The 20275-nt window shown below is 39.7% G+C and carries 18 protein-coding genes; all 18 read left to right on the top strand.

The genetic code is table 11. The features are described from left to right. Positions 1-395 precede the first annotated feature (395 nt). The 18 genes from dpaA (at position 396) to AAV98_RS15605 (ending at position 20159) form a co-directional block, all read left to right on the top strand. Positions 396-1292, top strand: coding sequence for a dipicolinic acid synthetase subunit A (gene dpaA, locus AAV98_RS15515; RefSeq protein ID WP_060666461.1), 897 nt, complete (start codon positions 396-398; stop codon positions 1290-1292). Positions 1293-1294: 2 nt separating this feature from the next. After that, positions 1295-1894 (top strand): dipicolinate synthase subunit B, encoded by a 600-nt coding sequence (locus AAV98_RS15520; protein WP_060666462.1) that lies wholly within the window; start codon positions 1295-1297, stop codon positions 1892-1894. Positions 1895-2046: 152 nt separating this feature from the next. Then, a complete protein-coding gene (asd, locus tag AAV98_RS15525) occupies positions 2047-3090 on the top strand; it encodes an aspartate-semialdehyde dehydrogenase (RefSeq protein WP_060666463.1) in 1044 nt (347 codons plus the stop codon). A gap of 164 nt (positions 3091-3254) precedes the next feature. Next, entirely contained in the window at positions 3255-4526 is a 1272-nt protein-coding gene (dapG, locus tag AAV98_RS15530) for an aspartate kinase (protein WP_060666464.1), read from the top strand. Beyond that, positions 4519-5391 carry a 4-hydroxy-tetrahydrodipicolinate synthase gene (gene dapA / locus AAV98_RS15535; protein ID WP_060666465.1) on the top strand — a complete coding sequence of 291 codons (873 nt, stop codon included), beginning with the start codon at positions 4519-4521 and terminating at the stop codon, positions 5389-5391. Before dapG ends, dapA begins: the two co-directional genes overlap by 8 nt. A 705-nt stretch (positions 5392-6096) precedes the next feature. After that, positions 6097-7761, top strand: coding sequence for a ribonuclease J (locus tag AAV98_RS15545; RefSeq protein WP_060666467.1), 1665 nt, complete (start codon positions 6097-6099; stop codon positions 7759-7761). A 140-nt stretch (positions 7762-7901) separates the two neighbouring features. Further along, complete coding sequence (locus AAV98_RS15550) at positions 7902-8660, top strand: ClpP family protease (protein ID WP_060666468.1); 759 nt, start codon at positions 7902-7904, stop codon at positions 8658-8660. After that, entirely contained in the window at positions 8657-8869 is a 213-nt protein-coding gene (locus AAV98_RS15555; protein ID WP_060666469.1) for a YlzJ-like family protein, read from the top strand. Before AAV98_RS15550 ends, AAV98_RS15555 begins: the two co-directional genes overlap by 4 nt. A gap of 110 nt (positions 8870-8979) precedes the next feature. Continuing rightward, positions 8980-11334 (top strand): DNA translocase FtsK, encoded by a 2355-nt coding sequence (locus tag AAV98_RS15560; RefSeq protein WP_060666470.1) that lies wholly within the window; start codon positions 8980-8982, stop codon positions 11332-11334. Positions 11335-11526: 192 nt separating this feature from the next. Then, on the top strand, positions 11527-12252 hold the full coding sequence (locus AAV98_RS15565; protein WP_060666471.1) for a GntR family transcriptional regulator: 726 nt from the start codon (positions 11527-11529) through the stop codon (positions 12250-12252). Between the two features lie 208 nt (positions 12253-12460). Further along, a complete protein-coding gene (yfmF, locus tag AAV98_RS15570) occupies positions 12461-13741 on the top strand; it encodes an EF-P 5-aminopentanol modification-associated protein YfmF (RefSeq protein WP_060666472.1) in 1281 nt (426 codons plus the stop codon). A 3-nt stretch (positions 13742-13744) separates the two neighbouring features. Next, entirely contained in the window at positions 13745-15028 is a 1284-nt protein-coding gene (gene yfmH, locus AAV98_RS15575) for an EF-P 5-aminopentanol modification-associated protein YfmH (protein WP_060666473.1), read from the top strand. A 64-nt stretch (positions 15029-15092) separates the two neighbouring features. Continuing rightward, complete coding sequence (gene ymfI, locus AAV98_RS15580) at positions 15093-15809, top strand: elongation factor P 5-aminopentanone reductase (protein ID WP_060666474.1); 717 nt, start codon at positions 15093-15095, stop codon at positions 15807-15809. 70 nt (positions 15810-15879) lie between these two features. Continuing rightward, entirely contained in the window at positions 15880-16137 is a 258-nt protein-coding gene (locus AAV98_RS15585; RefSeq protein WP_060666475.1) for a DUF3243 domain-containing protein, read from the top strand. 128 nt (positions 16138-16265) lie between these two features. After that, on the top strand, positions 16266-17057 hold the full coding sequence (locus tag AAV98_RS15590; protein ID WP_060666476.1) for a DUF3388 domain-containing protein: 792 nt from the start codon (positions 16266-16268) through the stop codon (positions 17055-17057). A gap of 21 nt (positions 17058-17078) precedes the next feature. Continuing rightward, entirely contained in the window at positions 17079-17975 is an 897-nt protein-coding gene (locus AAV98_RS15595; protein WP_060666477.1) for a helix-turn-helix domain-containing protein, read from the top strand. A gap of 147 nt (positions 17976-18122) precedes the next feature. Then, entirely contained in the window at positions 18123-18707 is a 585-nt protein-coding gene (gene pgsA, locus AAV98_RS15600) for a CDP-diacylglycerol--glycerol-3-phosphate 3-phosphatidyltransferase (RefSeq protein WP_156317810.1), read from the top strand. Between the two features lie 207 nt (positions 18708-18914). Continuing rightward, the gene (locus tag AAV98_RS15605) at positions 18915-20159 is read left to right on the top strand and encodes a competence/damage-inducible protein A (protein ID WP_060666478.1); all 1245 of its coding nucleotides are present in this window, start codon (positions 18915-18917) and stop codon (positions 20157-20159) included. The last annotated feature ends 116 nt before the right edge of the window (positions 20160-20275 follow it).

Below are 20275 nucleotides of genomic sequence, written 5' to 3' on the forward strand. Positions count from 1 at the left end.
GGGATTACGTGATTAACGGTAAAAGAGAATCCCTCTAAAAGCCCGAACAGCAGAAATTACTCGGTTAACGGTAGAAGAGAAGCCTTCTCTAAGCCCGAACGGCAGGAACTACGTGGAAAACGGTAGAAGAGAAGCCTTATTTAAACCCGAACGGGAGGGTTTACTTGGATAACGGTAGTATAGACACTCTCAATAAACCCTGCTTCTTTTAGCCATCAAGTCAAAATCCATCCATCCAAACAATCCACATACTCCTAAACACCCCCACCAGCAAACTCTTCCCTTTCTCCTTTGATTCAAGCACAGATTTTCCATAGGTTACATAAGATGTGGAAGTAAGAAAAACTTGAGCCAGATTTACAAACTTTCACGAAGTAGAAGAAGGTGAACGATATATGCTGACCGGTTTGCACATAGCTGTCATTGGCGGTGATGCAAGGCAGCTGGAAGTGATACGTAAGCTTATTGAGCTAGACGCGAAGCTTTCGCTTGTAGGATTTGACCAATTAGATCACGGCTTTACAGGTGCTTCAAAAGAGCAGATGAATGAAGTGGATTTTTCGACTGTCAATGCCATTATCCTTCCTGTACCCGGCACAAATTTAGAGGGGCAGGTTGATACAATTTTCTCAAATGAAAAAATTGTGCTAACAGAGGAATTAGTGAAGAATACACCAGAGCACTGCACCATTTATTCAGGAATCACCAATCCGTATTTGAATCAACTGGTTGCAAGTACAAATAGAAAGTTGGTTCAATTGTTTGATCGTGATGATGTTGCCATCTATAATGCAATTCCGACTGTGGAAGGTACCATCATGATGGTGATTCAACATACAGATATTACAATCCATAACTCCAATGTAGCGGTACTGGGGTTAGGGAGAGTAGGAATGAGTGTAGCACGATCTTTTGCCGCACTAGGTGCCAATGTTCGTGTAGGCGCAAGAAAATCAGAACATATTGCACGGATATTTGAGATGGGCGTCACTCCTTTTTATCTAAACGATTTGGCTGAGAATGTCACAGATGTCGATGTCTGTATTAATACTATTCCACACCTAATCGTTACATCGGATGTAATCTCTAAAATGCCTGCTCATACTCTCATTATTGATTTGGCATCCAAACCAGGAGGGACTGATTTCCGGTATGCCGAGAAAAGAGGAATTAAAGCATTATTAGCTCCAGGACTTCCAGGGATTGTTGCTCCGAAAACTGCGGGGCAGATCGTGGCGAATGTTTTGTCACAATTACTTAAAGAAGAAATGGAAGGGAGAAAGGGGAATTAACCATGCAATTAAAAGGAAAACGGCTAGGTTTTGGTTTAACGGGGTCTCATTGTACGTATGATGCGGTTATTCCGGAAATACAAAAACTACTAGATGCTGGTGCTGAAGTAAGGCCAGTAGTTACTTCGACCGTTCAACATACAAATACAAGATTCGGTCAAGGGGAAGATTGGATTAAACTGATTGAAGACATGACAGGATTTAAAGTGATAGATTCCATTGTAAAAGCAGAACCGCTTGGTCCTAAGATTCCATTGGATTGTATGATCATTGCCCCTTTAACCGGAAACTCAATGAGTAAATTGGCTAATGCCCTTACAGATTCACCTGTACTAATGGCTGCCAAGGCAACACTGAGAAATCATAACCCAGTAGTCTTAGGGATATCAACCAATGATGCCCTCGGATTAAATGGATTAAATTTGATGAGATTAATGGCTACTAAAAATATATACTTTATTCCTTATGGGCAAGATGCACCGGACAAAAAACCAAATTCCATGGTTGCAAGAATGGGTATGTTAATGCCAACAGTAGAGCATGCATTAGAGCATAAACAAATACAACCCGTCATCGTAGAAAGGTACAAAGACGATTTATAATAAAATTTGTTCAGAAGAGAAGAAAAGTAAGAATTTCTTCTCTTCTTTATTTCAGTAATATGATAAAATTAAAAACTATATATGAATATATATTCTGAAAGCTCAGTGAAATAGTAATAGAGCTATTTTAATAATGGAGAGGTGCTTAATAGATGAGTGGTTTACATGTAGCAGTTGTAGGCGCAACAGGAGCAGTAGGACAGCAAATGCTTCATACATTAGAAGAGAGAAATTTCCCGGTCAAGAAGCTTACGCTATTATCTTCGGAGCGCTCTGCAGGTAAAAAAGTATTATTTAAAGGGGAAGAAGTGACAATTGAAGTTGCGACACCTGATAAATTTGAGGGTGTTCATATAGCATTGTTCAGTGCAGGAGGAAGTGTTTCCAAGGAGCTTGCGCCTGAAGCGGCAAAGCGTGGAGCAATAGTGGTTGATAACACTAGTTTCTTCCGTATGGATCCAAATGTGCCTTTAGTAGTTCCAGAAGTAAATGAACAAGACATCAAATCCCATAACGGAATCATTGCCAACCCAAACTGTTCTACTATTCAAATGGTGGTTGCACTAGAACCGATTAGGAAGTCATATGGCCTGACTAAAGTTATTGTCAGCACTTATCAAGCAGTATCAGGAGCAGGTGCGGCGGCAATCGAAGAACTTGAATCCCAATCACAAGCCATTCTAAACAACGAAACATTTACACCAAGCATTCTTCCCGTTAAAGGGGATAAGAAACACTATCAAATTGCTTTCAATGCCATCCCGCAAATTGATAAGTTCGAAGAGAATGGTTTTACATTTGAAGAATTAAAAATGATAAACGAAACGAAAAAAATTATGCACGACCAGAACCTACAGGTTGCAGCTACTTGTGTACGTCTTCCAGTTGTAACAGGACATTCCGAGTCTGTATATATTGAAGTAGAAGACGAAAATGTGACTGTTCAAGATTTAAAGGCGTTGCTTGAAAAAGCTCCTGGCGTTGTACTGCAAGACAATCCTGCCGAACAGGTTTACCCGATGCCTGCTGATTGTGTAGGATCGAACGACGTGTTTGTTGGACGAATCAGGAAGGACTTAGATAACAAAAAAGGCTTCCATTTATGGATTGTATCTGACAACTTGTTAAAAGGTGCAGCTTGGAATTCCGTACAAATTGCAGAGAGCTTAGTGAAACTCGGCGTAATCAACCAATAACATGATAAAGAAAAGGTCTTTCAAAGACCTTTTCTTTTCGGAAGAAAGTCTCGTTTACCCCATCGCCATTCTTGAACAGTAAGCGCCTTCTGAGAAGGTACTATTTTCATCACATCTTTCGTATGTATTAAGGATGTTTCTAAACCGCGATGAGGTGTCAATATATGAAAATAATAGTTCAAAAGTTTGGTGGAACGTCAGTCAGGGATGAAGCCAGTAGACATGCTGCAGTCAAACATATTAAAAAGGCAGTGAACGATGGATACAAAGTGGTTGTCGTCGTATCTGCTATGGGAAGAAAAGGGGAGCCATACGCAACAGACACCCTTCTAAACCTTGTGGAACCAGGTAAGAACAACGTCTCAAAACGTGAAATAGATATGTTATTATCTTGTGGAGAAATCATCTCTTCCATCGTATTCAGTAGCCTGTTGCAAAAGGAAGGAATTTCTGCAACTGCGTTAAACGGTCCACAGGCGGGGTTTCGAACCAATAACGACCACACAAATGCCCGGATTATTGAGATGAAATGTGAGAGACTTCAAGAAATGCTAGACTTGCACCAAGTAGTAGTTGTGGCAGGATTCCAAGGGGAAACGAAAAACGGAGATATTTCGACCATTGGGCGTGGAGGAAGTGATACATCAGCAGCCGCATTAGGTGCAGCCCTTCATGCAGAATGGATCGATATTTTTACAGATGTAGAAGGGGTTATGACAGCAGATCCACGCATTGTAAAAGATGCTTCTCCATTGCCAGTTGTCACCTATAACGAAATATGTAACATGGCATATCAAGGGGCTAAAGTGATTCATCCGCGCGCAGTGGAAATTGCTATGCAAGCAAAGATTCCCATTCGAATAAGGTCTACTTATTCCAATTCAACTGGGACCTTAGTAACATCCCTAGATAAGATAGGAAAAGGTGCAGATGTAAAAGACCGCTTGATTACGGGAATAGCCCATGTACCTAATGTTACACAAATAAAGGTCTTTGCAAAAGAAGGCAATTATGGCATCCAAACCGAAGTCTTTCGGGCAATGGCCAATGAACAAATTAGCGTCGACTTTTTCAATATCTCCCCAACTAGTGTGGTCTACACCGTTACAGATGAGATGAGTGAAAAAGCGATACATGTACTGCAAAAATTGGGATATGAACCAAAAGTAAACCGTCATTGTGCTAAAGTGGCAACTGTTGGAGCGGGAATGACAGGAGTACCAGGGGTAACGTCTAAAATAGTGACAGCACTCTCAGAACTCGGCATACAAATTCTTCAATCTGCAGATAGCCATACCACAATCTGGGTACTTGTAAAACAAGAAGATATGATTAAAGCGGTGAATGCTTTACACAAGGCTTTCAATTTAGCAAGAAAACAAATAACGATCTTACATCCAACCGCAGAAGAAGGAGAGAAAACAGTTCATGATTAACTTTGGTAAAGTTTCTACAGCTATGGTAACTCCATTTGATAATAAAGGAAACATAGATTTTGAGAAAACAACACAATTGATCAACTATCTTATAAAAAACGGTACGGATTCCGTTGTTGTTGCCGGAACAACAGGAGAATCTCCTACACTATCAACAGAAGAAAAGCTTGCCCTTTTCGCTCATGTTGTAAAGGTGGTCGACGGTAGAATCCCTGTAATTGCAGGGACGGGAAGTAATAATACCAGAGCATCCATTGACCTTACCAAAAAAGCGGAGGCAGCAGGTGTTGATGCCATCATGCTAGTAGCGCCATACTACAATAAGCCAAGTCAAGAAGGACTTTATCAACATTTTAGTACCATCGCATCTGAAACTTCACTGCCTGTGATGTTATACAATATACCAGGAAGGTCCGTTGTTAACATGTCGGTTGAAACGATTGTTCGACTTTCTGAGATTGATAATATCGTTGCTGTTAAAGAAGCAAGCGGAAACTTGGATGCCATGACGGAAATCATTGCAGCTACACCAGATGAGTTTGTCCTTTACAGTGGTGATGACGGTTTAACCTTGCCGGTGCTTTCAATCGGAGGAAATGGTGTAGTTTCTGTAGCTTCACATGTGTTGGGAAATGAAATGCAAGAGATGATTCGTTCTTTTGAGGCAGGAGAATTTGCGAGTGCTGCGAAACAGCATCAAACATTGCTGCCTGTCATGAAGGGGTTATTCAGTGCACCAAGCCCTTCCCCAGTAAAAACAGCCCTTCAATTAAAAGGAATGGATGTCGGCGGTGTTAGACTTCCATTGGTGCCATTAACAGAACAGGAAAGAAATACGTTAACCAAACTTATAGAAACTATCTAATATGCAAAAAAACCAAGGCTTAATAGGAAGCTTTGGTTTTTTTTTGAGAAAAATTTTGATAACTGTTGATTTCCGTTCCAGGCGCTTCGCTTGCCTGCTGGCGGTCCGTGAGCCTCCTCACTCCGTTGCGGGGTCTCACCTGTCCCTTCCTCCCGCGGGCGTCTACGCGCCTTCCACTACAATCAACTTGGCTACTGCATTTACCTAAGGGTTTATGAAGACTATGTACCTGAGTAAACTCAAAAAGCAGTAGCGTTTCGTCATAGCAATCTATAGCTGTTGATTGGAGCAAAAGGCGGAGACTCCTCGAAAATGCTACGCATTTTCTTCGTGCGATGAATCGCTGCCGAAGCCTTCCTTGTCCTGAGGGAGATAGTGCTAGGTGGAGACCCCGCAGGCGTAGCCGAGGAGGCTCCAGCAGCGCCCCTAGGAAAGCGAAGCCATTTGCGGAAATCAACAGCGGTGCATAACTAGCAACTAAGATTAAAACCGGGCGGTTCGCCAGGTTTTCCTTAAATAAACCCATTAAATTCCAGTTGTTATAATATTTCTTGTATTCCAATTCTTTCATACGTTATAATTATTTCAAATGACATGGAGCGGATATTGATTTGGCACTAGGTAGCTGAAAATTTAATAGATCTCTTGATGCAAAGCGTGCATTATCGTCATAATTCGGTTTACAGATATATAGGAGGTAAAAAAGTGAATACACCACAGACAGAGAAACTTAAAGTGTTTGCCCTCGGGGGGATCGGGGAAATCGGTAAAAATATGTACGTTTTAGAAATAGAAGATTCCATTTATATTATGGATACTGGTGTTATGATCCCAGAAGATGGGATGCTCGGTATTGATATGGTCATACCAGATACGACATATCTTGAAGATAATAAGGACAAGATTCAAGGGATTTTCCTTACACATGGGCATGAAGAACATATAGGAGGACTTGCATATATCCTTAGAAAATTTAAAACTCCTGTGTATGGTACAAAGTTTACACTGGCACTTGCAAAAGAACTTGTGAACGGGCTTGGATTAAAAGGACAGGTGGAGTTTAAAGAGGTAGATGACAGCACTGTCTTAGAATTGCCACATACAACAGTAACCTTTTTTAGAACGAACCATAGCATTCCGGATTCAGTAGGCATTTGCTTTGATACCCCACAAGGGGCAATCGTTCATACAGGTGACTTTAAATTTGATCAATCCCAGTTATCCCAGAATGCTGATCTGGGCAAAATTGCGGAAATCGGGAATAAAGGTGTATTGTGTGTTCTTTCTGATAGCACAAATGCAGAGAAACCTGGGTATACAATTTCTGAATCCGTTGTCAGACAAGAGATTGCGGATGTAACCTATAATGCTAAGGGTCGTGTGTTTGCTGCGTGCCTGTCTACAAATGTCGGTCGAATTCAACAGATTGTTCAAGCTGCAGTGGACAGCAACAGAAAGCTTGTCGTCGTTTCACATCCAACAGATCGCAACTTCACGATTGCAACAGAACTGGAATATTTACACATTCCAGATAACTTGCTTGTACCAGTTAATGAACTTGGCAACCTAAAAGATGACAATGTAGTTGTGCTTACAATTGGGACGCATTCTCAACTTATGTCATCCCTTTTAAAAATGGCCAAAGGTACTCATAAACATGCTCAAATCAAACAACAGGACATTGTGATGATTGCAGCTTCCCCGTCACCTGGGACAGAATTAACCGTAGCTAAAGTGATAGACAAGCTCTACAGGGCCGGAGCAGTTGTCATTTACGGTCAAAAGAAAATTCATTCTTCCGGGCACGGTTGTCAGGAAGAACTTAAGTTAATGTTAAACTTACTTAAACCAAAATATGTTCTTCCTATCCAAGGAGAATTCAAAATGCAAAGAGCGCTCTCCAAAGTGGCAGAAAGCGTCGGAATCGAAAAAGACAACATCTTCTTATTGAATAAAGGAGAAGTAGTTGAGTTTAAAAAGGGTACTGGAAAATATGCTGGGAAAGTATATGCCGGAAATGTCCTAATTGACGGTCTTGGAGTTGGGGATATCGGTAATATCGTATTAAGAGATCGCAGGTTATTGTCTCAAGACGGCATTATGGTTGTGGTTGTGTCCATCAGTAAAAGCCAAAAAAGAATTATTGCCGGTCCAGAAATTCTTTCAAGAGGTTTTGTATATGTGCGTGAGTCAGAAGAACTTCTAGACAGAGCAAATGCTATCGTGACAGAAATTCTCGACAATGCCGTAAAAGAACAGATTCTTGAGTGGTCAAGCTTGAAGTTGAAAATTAGAGAATCCCTTAATCAGCACTTATATGAAAAGACTAGACGTCGACCAATGATTCTCCCTATTATTATGGAAGTCTGATACCGTTTCTTACCCGCAATGTGGCAGTTCCTGTCATGTTGCGGGTTTTGTTTTTGTTTTAGTTGCGAATGAAAAAAAGCATCGCGTCAATACTATACTGGAGAAAACTTATTTTATAAGGGACGGAAGGAGATTGTCGCATGTCTGATTTTACATACCAGTCATCGGAACAACCACAAGGAGAGCCTAACAAACCTGATGCAGGAAAGGATTCCTTAGTAAATAAAATTCAGCAGCTTGGTCAAACGAATGTTGCGCAAATGCCATCTGACTCCAAAATACATTGCCTGACCATTGTGGGTCAAATTGAGGGACACGTCCAATTACCTCCTCAAAATAAAACAACCAAATACGAACATGTTATACCTCAAATCGTTGCAATCGAGCAAAATCCAAATATTGAAGGACTGCTAGTAATATTAAATACGGTTGGTGGAGATGTCGAAGCTGGATTGGCTATTTCTGAAATGCTAGCTTCCTTGTCAAAACCAACAGTCTCACTCGTACTTGGTGGCGGGCATTCTATTGGGGTGCCTATTGCGGTATCTTGTGACTATTCTTTTATTGCTGAAACTGCCACCATGACTATTCACCCTGTGCGATTGACAGGTTTGGTCATTGGTGTTCCTCAAACCTTTGAATACCTGGATAAAATGCAAGATAGAGTCATCAACTTTGTAACAAAAAATTCGGGTATTCCTGAAGAGAAATTCAAGGAATTGATGCTTTCAAAAGGAAATTTGACTCGTGATATTGGGACCAATGTGGTTGGTGCGGACGCTGTCGAGTATGGATTGATTGATCAAGTAGGGGGAGTAGGAGAAGCCATCCGAAAGCTAAACGAGATGGTAGAGGAAAAAAATCCAGGTAAAACAGAAGAAGGGAAGATGCTGCAATGATTCTCTATACAACCATGCCTCAGGAATTAATCTTTCCTGTGGAAAATGGAGAATATGAAAAACAACGTGTGATTGATGTTAACGGCGTATCTTTGGTTGTTCAACAAACAGATATGAACGCCTATCAAATCGTCCGAAATTTGAGCACAGACCCTGCACACTATCTTAGTAACGAGTATTCCCCAGGTCAAACCATTAATTTTCTTTAACAATGTTTCAAGAGTTAGGGCTTATGTTATAATACAAGCATCAGAGGAAAAAGCAGCCAGTTTTTGTTGGCTGCTTTCGTCTTCTCATTATGGTTAGATAGGTGAGAATTATGTCAAAACGAAAAAAAAGACAAAGAAAAACCAAAAACCGGGATGAATGGAAACGCACAGTCACCTTTGAAGTAATGGGGCTGCTATTGTTGGCCATTACATGTATAGCGATTGCCAAACTTGGTATGGTAGGACAAACCTTTGTTCTATTATTTCGTTTTTTTAGTGGAGAATGGTATATGCTCATGCTTCTTGGGTTATTGCTCTTATCTGGATATATCATCTGGAAAAGAGAATTACCTACCTTCTTCTCAAGGCAATTGGTTGGTGTGTATGTTATTATGATGTCTGTTTTGTTGCTGAGCCATGTTACCTTGTTCAGGATGCTTTCACGCGGAGGCTCATTTGCTGATCCATCCGTTATCGGCAATACATGGGAGCTTTTTTGGCTGGAAGTAAACGGAGAAACAAGTACATCAGACCTCGGTGGGGGAATGATGGGTGCCATATTATTTGCTCTGTTCCATCTCCTGTTTGATGCAAGAGGTGCACAGTGGATCGCAATGATATTCATTGTAATTGGAATTATTTTAGTTACAGGTAAATCCCTCAATGACACTGTGATCAAAGTCGCTGCAGGCTTATTTGGATTTGCAAAGAACCAATGGCTAGCATTCATGGAAGATATGAAAGGCTGGAAAGAGGACAGTAACAAACGTAAAAAAGAAAAACAAGCAGAAGAGAAAAAACAGAAAGAAGAGAAAAAAGAAAAAACAGAAGAAGTCCTGGTTGTCGAGGATACCTCAACAGAAGAACTTATCTCTCCTCCTATCATCTCTTCTTTTAATGACCGAGAAACAGAACTAAATCAGGTGGAGGCGGAGCCTGTAGCTTCTACTAATAGAAGTGATGACAAAGATTCGGGCCAAGAAGAAGCCAGAGAACTAATTGCAAGCCCAATGGCGTTTACAGAAGTCGAAAATAAGGAATATGTTCTTCCGTCCCTTGATCTTCTAAACAAGCCAATAGCGAATCATCAAACTACAGAACATGAAAACATCTACCAAAACGCTAGAAAATTAGAGAAGACATTTGCTAGTTTCGGTGTTAAAGCAAAAGTGACAAAGGTTCATCTTGGTCCAGCCGTGACAAAGTATGAGGTATATCCAGATGTGGGTGTTAAGGTAAGTAAAATTGTAAACTTAAGCGACGATTTGGCGCTTGCCTTGGCCGCCAAAGATATACGAATAGAAGCCCCGATACCTGGTAAATCAGCTATTGGAATAGAAGTGCCTAATAATGAAGTCGCAATGGTTTCCTTAAGAGAAGTATTAGATACTAAACAGGCCGAAAAGCCAGATGCAAAATTATTGATTGGCTTAGGTCGAGATATTTCTGGAGATTCTGTTGTGGCAGAGCTGAATAAAATGCCCCATCTACTTGTTGCAGGTGCAACAGGGAGCGGAAAAAGTGTTTGCATAAACGGAATCATCACTAGTATTTTAGTACGTGCTAAGCCTCATGAAGTGAAAATGATGATGATTGACCCGAAAATGGTAGAGTTGAACATGTATAACGGGGTGCCTCATCTTTTAGCACCGGTTGTAACAGATCCTAAAAAGGCTTCCCAAGCACTGAAAAAAGTAGTAAACGAAATGGAACGTCGTTATGAACTGTTTTCCCACACCGGTACTAGGAATATCGAGGGTTATAATGATTACATAAAGAGGCACAACCAAGATGAAGAGGCGAAACAGCCATCCTTGCCTTACATTGTGGTAATCGTTGATGAGCTTGCAGACCTAATGATGGTAGCATCCTCTGATGTGGAAGACTGCATAACAAGGCTTGCTCAAATGGCCCGTGCAGCTGGAATACATCTAATCATTGCCACCCAACGACCATCTGTAGATGTTATCACTGGAGTGATTAAAGCAAATATTCCATCCCGGATTGCCTTTAGTGTTTCTTCTCAAACAGATTCTAGAACGATATTGGATATGGGGGGAGCGGAAAAACTTCTTGGTAGAGGGGACATGCTGTTTCTACCGGTCGGTGCTTCCAAACCTATAAGGGTACAGGGCGCATTTCTTTCCGATGAGGAAGTCGAACGAATTGTGGACTTTGTAATCGATCAGCAGAAAGCACAATATCAAGAAGAAATGATTCCTCAAGATATTAATGAAGAAGTGGAAGATGTAAATGATGACCTATATGATGATGCAGTTCAGCTTGTCTTAGAGATGCAGACTGCCTCTGTATCCATGCTTCAGCGTCGTTTCCGTATTGGCTATACAAGAGCAGCAAGGCTTATTGACGCCATGGAAGTAAGGGGAGTAGTCGGTCCGTATGAAGGCAGCAAACCGCGTACAGTATTAGTATCAGGAAATCAAAGTGAAGATGTAGGTTCATAAAATGTAAAGGTAAAGGCGGCTAAGAATAGCCGTCTTTTATTTTTCATAAAGAACGATAAGCTTATAAATCGCTTACTTTTTCGACAAAATCCTGTAATTTCTATTTATTTTACCCCTAAAAAGTGTTATATTATTTTGGATTAATAGGAAAACATGTAAAGTGTTTTGTAAACGGTTAATGGGGGATCAGTTATGACGATTCGGTCAGACAGCAGACATTTGTATTTACTAGTTGTAGACAAATTAAAGCAAGATATTGAGAACAAGGTGTATAAAGAAAAAGAGAAATTACCTTCTGAGTTCGAATTGTCTCGACGACTAGGAGTTAGCAGAGCAACATTGCGAGAAGCATTGCGGGTATTGGAAGAAGAAAATATTGTTGTAAGAAGGCACGGAGTTGGAACATTTGTTAATTCAAAGCCGCTATTCTCGTCAGGTATTGAACAGCTAAATTCTGTAACGGAAATGATTTCACAAGCTGGAATGAAACCAGGGACAGTCTTCTTGACTTCCACCATTGAGACACCAAGCGAGGAAGAATTAATTAAATTCAATGATAAAGAAATTCGCGAAGTTCTTCATTTTGAACGTGTACGAACAGCAAATGATCTTCCGGTTGTTTATTGTATTGATAAAATTCCTACTACGATTGTGGAAGACTATCAATCTTATAAAAACGAATCACTCTTAAAACTTCTGGAAAAAGAAGCAGGAAGATATATATCTTATGCCGTAACACATATTGAACCATTAGGCTATCATGATAAAATTTCACCTATCCTCGAATGTGAACCTGAAACGGCATTACTTGTACTAAAGCAAATGCATTACGATCAAAATGATGAACCAATTCTTTATTCACTTAATTACTTTAGAGCAGATAAATTTAGTTTCCATGTACTAAGAAAGCGTCCATAGAAGTTGTAAAAACACCACATAATCGTGGTGTTTTTATTTTGTGCATCTCTAGGTTGTCTGACTTGTAAATCTTTCTAATTTAACGTTATATTGGGTTTAGGACTATTTTTTGAACGTTATAGAAAGAATAGTACTGTCTATATTTTTATACGATTAATTAACAGGATGAAATCTGTTGTGCCCCCATCAAAGTAAAGGAGGAGATTTCTTGAAATTAGTTGATGAAAGAACGTACACCCTTAATGGAATTAACGTTCACACTATCCCGACCAATAAATTCAAGACGAATACTATTGTATTAAAAGTAAAGGCTCCGTTATCAGAAGAAGATGTGACAGTTCGAGCATTAATGCCGTATGTTCTTCAAAACGCAACAGAGTCCCATCCCCAACCTTCCCAATTCAGGGCATATCTTGATGAATTATATGGAGCTAGCCTTGCAGTGGATCTAAGCAAAAAAGGGGAAGATCACATCATTTCTATGAGGTTGGAGATTGCAAACGAGAAGTTTCTAAAAGATTCCACACCGCTCCTTGAAAAAGGGATTGAACTGTTGAGTGAAGTACTATTGAAGCCCGTAACCGAAGGAAATGGCTTTAAGACATCGACAGTGGATAAAGAAAAAAGGGCGTTAAAACAAAGAATTCAATCTGTATACGATGATAAAATGCGTTATGCAAGCCAACGTCTGATTGAAGAGATGTGTGCAGAAGAACCTTACCGCCTGAGTGCAAATGGTGAGAAGGAAAAAGTAGATGCCATAACATCAGAATCCCTGTATAACTATTATCAAAACATGCTAAAAACAAATGATATTCATCTTTACTTGGTTGGTGATATAAAAGAGGAAGTAGTAGATGAATATGTAAAAAGATACTTTGTATTGCCTGATCAGGATAACAAAGTAACGTCTTCTATTACACAACCTAATAAAGATAATAAAGAACCGAACGAAGTAATAGAACGCCAGGATATTAAGCAAGGGAAATTAAATATTGGGTACAGAACGAATGTGACTTTCAAAGATGACCTTTATTATGCTCTGCAAGTCTTTAACGGAATCTTTGGCGGATTCTCCCACTCCAAACTCTTTATCAATGTAAGGGAAAAGGAAAGTTTAGCGTACTATGCTGCGTCAAGGGTGGAAAGTCATAAAGGATTGTTGCTCGTCATGTCAGGTATTGACTTTTCCAATTACGAAAAAGCGGTAACAATCATTAACAAACAAATTGAAGCGATGAGGCATGGAGAATATACCGATGGGGAAATTTCTCAGACCAAAGCGGTCATAAAAAATCAAATTCTAGAAACCATTGATACTGCAAGAGGATTGATTGAAATCCTCTACAACAATGAGGTTTCAGAAGTTGACAAACCAATTGAGGCATTCCTTGAAGGGGTAGAAAATGTTACAAAAGAGCAGATTCAGGAAGTTGCCAAGTTGGTGGAACTCGATACAACCTATTTTTTAACTGGGAAGGAGGCGTAAGAGATGGAAAAAATCGAATTTAAACAACTAGAAGAGAACTTATATCATGAAACGCTTGAGAATGGATTACAAGTGTACCTTCTGCCGAAATCTGGGTTTCATAAGACATATGCAACATTCACGACAAAATACGGATCAATCGATAATAAATTTGTACCACTTGGTCAGGATGATTTTGTAACGGTACCAGATGGAATTGCTCATTTTCTCGAGCATAAGCTTTTTGAAAAAGAGCAGGGGGACGTTTTCCAAGATTTCAGTAAACAAGGTGCCTCTGCCAATGCCTTTACATCTTTTACAAGAACGGCCTATCTCTTCTCCAGTACATCAAATGTTGAACAAAACTTGGAAACGTTGATGGATTTTGTGCAAGCACCGTATTTTACGGAAAAAACAGTTGAGAAAGAGAAAGGAATTATCGGTCAAGAGATCACGATGTATGAGGATAATGCCGATTGGCGTGCCTATTTCGGATTGATTGAAAGCATGTTCCATACTCATCCAGTTAAAATAGATATCGCAGGGACTATTGATTCTATTTCCAACATAACAAAGGATTTGTTATACACATGTTATGAAACCTTTTACCATCCGAGCAACATGCTCCTATTCGTTGTAGGACCGATGGATACAACAGAGATGATGCAATTCATCAAAGATAATCAAGGAAAGAAAACATTTAAAGAGAAAGAAGAAATAAAACGTCAATTTGATGATGAACCTACATCGGTGAACGAAAAGAAGAAAGTCTTAAAAATGAATGTCCATACGTCAAAATGTATGGTGGGTATCAAGGAGTCGAATCCAACCAAACAAGGAACGGAGCTTCTCAAGCATGAATTAACAGTGAACATATTACTTGACCTTTTATTCGGAAAAAGCTCTGATCACTACCAAAAGCTTTATGATGACGGCCTGATTGATGAGACTTTTGCTTATGACTATACGGGAGAAAAGGGATTTGGCTTTGCAATGCTAGGCGGAGATACTTCAGAACCTGACAAGTTAGCAGAAAGAGTTCAAAATATATTGCTGCAGTTTGACCCAAATTCCATTCAAGAACAGGAACTGGAAAGAGTTAAAAAGAAAAAAATCGGATCCTTCTTGCGTGCTCTTAACTCACCTGAGTTTATCGCAAACCAATTTACGCGTTATGCATTTAACAATATGGACCTTTTTGAGGTCACACCTCAACTTGAGAAAATTACGCTTGAAGACCTACAAGCTGTAGCTAAGGATTTTATCAAAGAAGAAGCATTTACAACGTGCCAAGTTGTGCCAAAATAAAGATGCCACGAAGTCCGGTTCGCGACTACACGAACCGGCTTCTTTTTATAAGAGGGAGATTGACATGACCAAAACAGCACTTTTAATAGGAGCGAGTGGAGATATTGGCAGAGAAATTGCCAGAACCATTTTGAAAGAAGGCTACATAACCTATCTTCATTATCATCAAGATAAACAATCGGTACTTCATTTACAAGAAGAATTTGGCGAGGAAAAAGCCATTCCCATTCAAGCAGACTTAACGTGTGATGAAGGCGTGCATAAGCTCAAAAATAGCACCTATTCATCTGTTGATGCAATTATCTATAATGCAGGTACAACCTTTTATGGTTTGATGACAGACATCGATGAACAAACAAAGCAACAGATGATTCAACTTAACATAACATCATTATATTCAACCGTCCAAGCGTTTCTACCGGAAATGGTGAGAAAGAGATGGGGCAATATTGTGGTGGTTTCTTCGATCTGGGGAGAAATAGGGGCTTCATGTGAAGTGCTTTATTCTATGACTAAAGGAGCACAGCTCTCTTTTGTAAAAGCGTTGGCTAAAGAAGTAGCATTGAATGGAATTAGAGTCAACGCGTTAGCACCCGGCGCGGTGTCTACAAAAATGCTGAATAATTTATCAGAGGAAGAAAAACAGGAAATAAGTGATGATATACCTATGGGCAGATTAGCTCAACCTTCTGAAATTGCCGATTCCGTAAGCTTTTTACTTTCTGAGAAGTCTTCTTATATTACAGGACAAACGCTGGGAGTAAACGGAGGATGGAATTAACAGACCATGCATAAATCAGGAAGGAGCATCGCATACTAACTCTTGAACAAATGTGGAAGGAGGAGTTAATATGTCAGTACTTGATAACTGGGAACAATGGAAAGGTTTTTTAGGTGACCGTCTAAATCATGCAGAGCATGATGGGATGGACAATGGAGCTATTTCTCAACTTGCTTATGAAATCGGTGACTATCTTGCAAAAGAAGTAGAAGCAAAAAACCCGCAAGAGAAAGTTTTAGCTGATCTTTGGAAAGTGGCAAGCCCAGAAGAGCAACATGCAATTGCCAATATGATGGTTAAATTGGTTCAAAACGACGGAACGCATTAAGAGAGGCCTCTACCTCTCTTTTTTTTGTTGCCAAATTCATAAGGAATCACTTTCTTATTAAAGAAATATTGGATATGATAGAAGTAACATATATAAGAACGATTTGTTAGAGAGGGTGAAGGGGTTTGATGGAGAAAAAAGAGTGGTATTTAGAATATGAAATTCATATCAATAGGCCAGGACTACTTGGAGACATTGCTTCCCTTTTAGGAATGCTATCCATCAATATTGTGACAATTAACGGGGTGGATGATGCAAGAAGGGGAATGTTATTGCTAAGCGACTCAAATGAGCAAATAGTCCGGCTTGAATCTATCCTTAATACAATGGATAATATAACTGTTACAAAGCTGCGTGAGCCCAAATTGCGCGATCGGTTAGCTGTGCGACATGGAAGATACATACAGCGAGATGCAGATGATAAAAAGACGTTCCGCTTTGTACGGGATGAACTAGGATTATTGGTTGATTTCCTTGCAGAACTTTTTAAACAGGATGGTCATAAGTTAATTGGAATCAGAGGGATGCCTCGTGTAGGGAAAACCGAGTCCATTGTAGCTTCAAGTGTCTGTGCTAACAAAAGATGGTTATTTGTATCCAGCACATTGTTAAAGCAGACCATTCGAAGTCAATTAATAGAAGATGAATATAATGTGGACAACCTATTTATTATAGATGGTATAGTGTCAACCAAAAGGGCAAATGAAAAACATTGGCAGCTGATTCGTGAAATAATGCGGATATCTGCTGTAAAAGTGGTTGAACATCCTGATATTTTCGTGCAAAATACAGAATATAAAATAGATGATTTCGATTATATTATTGAGCTTAGAAATAATGAAGACGAAGAAATCACCTACGATGTAGTGCAACCAAATAATATGTTTGATGAGAATCCTTTTGGGGGTTTTGATTTCTAAAAATGTTGGAAGGTGTAATTGTTGACAGAACTAGGTAATAGACTGAAACAAGCAAGAGAAGAAAAAGGCTTGTCATTAGAAGATTTACAAACCGTTACAAAAATACAAAAAAGATATTTAATCGGAATAGAAGAAGGCAATTATTCCATTATGCCTGGTCAATTCTATGCCCGTGCATTTATCAGACAATACTCTGAGGCTGTGGGACTTGATCCTGAACTAATCTTTGAAGAATACAAAAACGATATCCCTGCAAATGACAAAGATGAAATTCCTCAGTTGTCTAGAGTGAAAACTCGAAAACAGGTGCCATCTTCAAAAAATACAAAGGTTTTCAATTTTATCCCTAAAGTGTTAATGTTCTTGGCCTTTGTTGCTGTAGTGGCCATCATCTATGTACTTGTACAGAACTGGGGAGTTGGAGGGGCATCTGACACTCAGGAGGAAAACAAAAACGTAGTCATTGACCCTGCGACATCAGAAAATGTAGACGTGGCTGAAGAAGAACAAGAACAAGAAGATGAAAAAGAAAAGCCTGAAGAGACGGAAAAAGAAGAACCTGTAGAAGAAGAAAAAACGACAACGGGTACGTTATCCGAAGTAAGTTCAAACAGCCCCAATGCGATATTAGAGTTAAAGGATACAGATAAATTCGAAGTGGAGATCTCAGCAGAGGGCCGAAACACGTGGGTGGGAGTAAGTAATGAGTCAGGAGAGTACTTCCTTAACAAAGAGCTTAAAGATGGAGAATCGGAAACAATCGATTTATCAGCCCAAAAAGAAATCTTATTTAATGTGGGTTGGGTACCGGCAACGAAAATGAAGATCAACGGCGAACCATTTAACTTTCCTTTTCCAGTAAATGACGTAACAACACAGAGAGTCACTATTAAATTTGTATCAAATGGTCAACAATAAAGTCATCTGGATGATGGCTTTTTTTGTACAGACCTTTTGAATAAAGCTTATAACAAAGCCAACAATCAAGCTATCAACCTTAATCAAACATTAGACAAAACTGTGTATTTTATGTATAGTGGAAAAGCAATATTGAATGCTGGAGGAATGAACGTGAATTTACCTAACAAAATTACTGTGTCAAGAATCTTTATGATCCCTATCTTTATGATTCTAATGCTTGCTCCATTAAATTGGGGAGATCTTGCCATTGGAGATGAATCCATTCCATACACACATCTTCTTGCTGCACTTATATTTATCATTGCGTCCATCACCGACTGGGTAGATGGTTATTATGCAAGAAAACTAAATCTTGTAACCAACCTTGGAAAGTTTCTTGATCCACTTGCAGATAAGCTTTTGGTGTCCGCAGCATTAATTGCACTTGTCGAGTTACAATTGGCTCCAGCGTGGATTGTTATTGTCATTATCAGCAGAGAATTCGCTGTTACCGGTCTACGATTAGTACTTGCCGGAGAAGGAGAAGTAGTAGCAGCGAACATGCTAGGCAAAATCAAAACTTGGGCTCAAATAATTGCAGTATCCGCACTTTTATTACATAACTTGCCATTTGAATTAATCGGGTTCCCATTTGCCACCATTGCTTTATGGATAGCTATGATTTTTACCATATACTCTGGCTGGGATTACTTCTATAAAAACAGACAAGCATTTGTTAATTCTAAATAGTCAAAAGAAAACGATTATCTACTATAATTTATAGCTGATGATTGGAGCAAATGGCTTAGACTCCTGCGGGGGAGTAGCGACATTGTTGAGACCCCACAACGAAGTGAGGACTCTCAAGGTCGGCCCCCGGAAAGCGAAGCCATTTGCGGAAATCACCAGCGGCGTTACCCAGACCCAACCATATCACTGTAATAAGGGGAGAGTGCCGTGATTAGAAATGCAGAAATTATTGCCGTAGGCTCTGAGTTACTCTTGGGACAAATTTGTAATACAAATGCCCAATTCCTTTCAAAGCAACTTGCAGAATTGGGAATCAACGTCTTTTATCACACGGTAGTCGGAGACAATCCATCTAGATTAGAAGAAGTGATAACAACAGCTAAACAACGCTCCAACCTTCTACTATTCACTGGAGGACTCGGGCCAACAAAAGATGACCTGACAAAAGAAACCATTGCAAGGGTGCTTAATAAACAATTGGTAATGGATGAACAAGCCCTCACCAACATTAAGGATTATTTCAATAAATCACACAGAGTGATGAGTGAAAACAACAAAAAGCAGGCGCTAGTATTAGAAGGCTCCTCTATCTTGGCAAATGACTTTGGGATGGCCCCTGGAATGGCATTGTCAGAAGGTTCTCATACATACATGCTCTTACCTGGTCCACCTAAAGAACTTAAGCCTATGTTTTCTGTATATGGCAGAGAATACTTATTAGACAAACTTGGAGTGAGAGAGCAAATTGTCTCCAAAGTTCTTCGTTTCTTTGGCATTGGGGAATCACAACTGGAAACAGATATAGAAGATATCATTGACCGACAAACAAATCCGACCATTGCACCGCTTGCAGGTGATAATGAAGTTACACTCAGATTAACGGCTAAACACCAATCCATTGACGAAGCAAATCGGTTAATTGATCAATGCGAAAAAGAAATTCTGGAAAGAGTCGGTGATTTCTTTTTTGGGTATGACGAAGATACCATCTATTCGGTCCTTTTTGAAAAGATACAAGAGTCTCACTACACTATTAGCAGTGCCGAGAGTCTAACAGGCGGTTTATTCTCTGAAAAAATGACAAGTTTCTCTGGTGCTTCCAAAGTCATGGAAGGTGCTATTGTTAGCTATACTAATAGCGTAAAGGAAAACGTACTTGGGGTAAAAAGACAAACACTTGAAGAAGATGGAGCAGTAAGCGAACTGACAGCCAAAGAAATGGCAATCGGCGTGAAAAAATTGCTGCAAACAGATATAGGCATCAGTTTTACAGGAGTTGCAGGTCCTGAAACGATGGATAATCAACCAGTTGGAACAGTGTTTATCGGAATAGCTCTCCCAAACGGAGAAGCTACCGTTCACAAAATACACTTAGCCGGAACGCGAGATGGCATAAGACAAAGATCGGCAAAATACGGTTGTCACTATCTATTAAAAGAATTGTTCAAGTAGTTGAAGGGGACTTCAGCTGCTTTTTCTTTTGGGGAATGGATGGGGGCTCGACTTTTTGGGGGTTAGTGGGAACGGAAGGGATTTGCGGTAAAAACTTATGAAAAGGAAGCAATTTG

The sequence above is a fragment of the Bacillus sp. CHD6a genome (genome assembly GCF_001293645.1).
Lineage (GTDB): Bacteria > Bacillota > Bacilli > Bacillales > Bacillaceae_I > Sutcliffiella_A.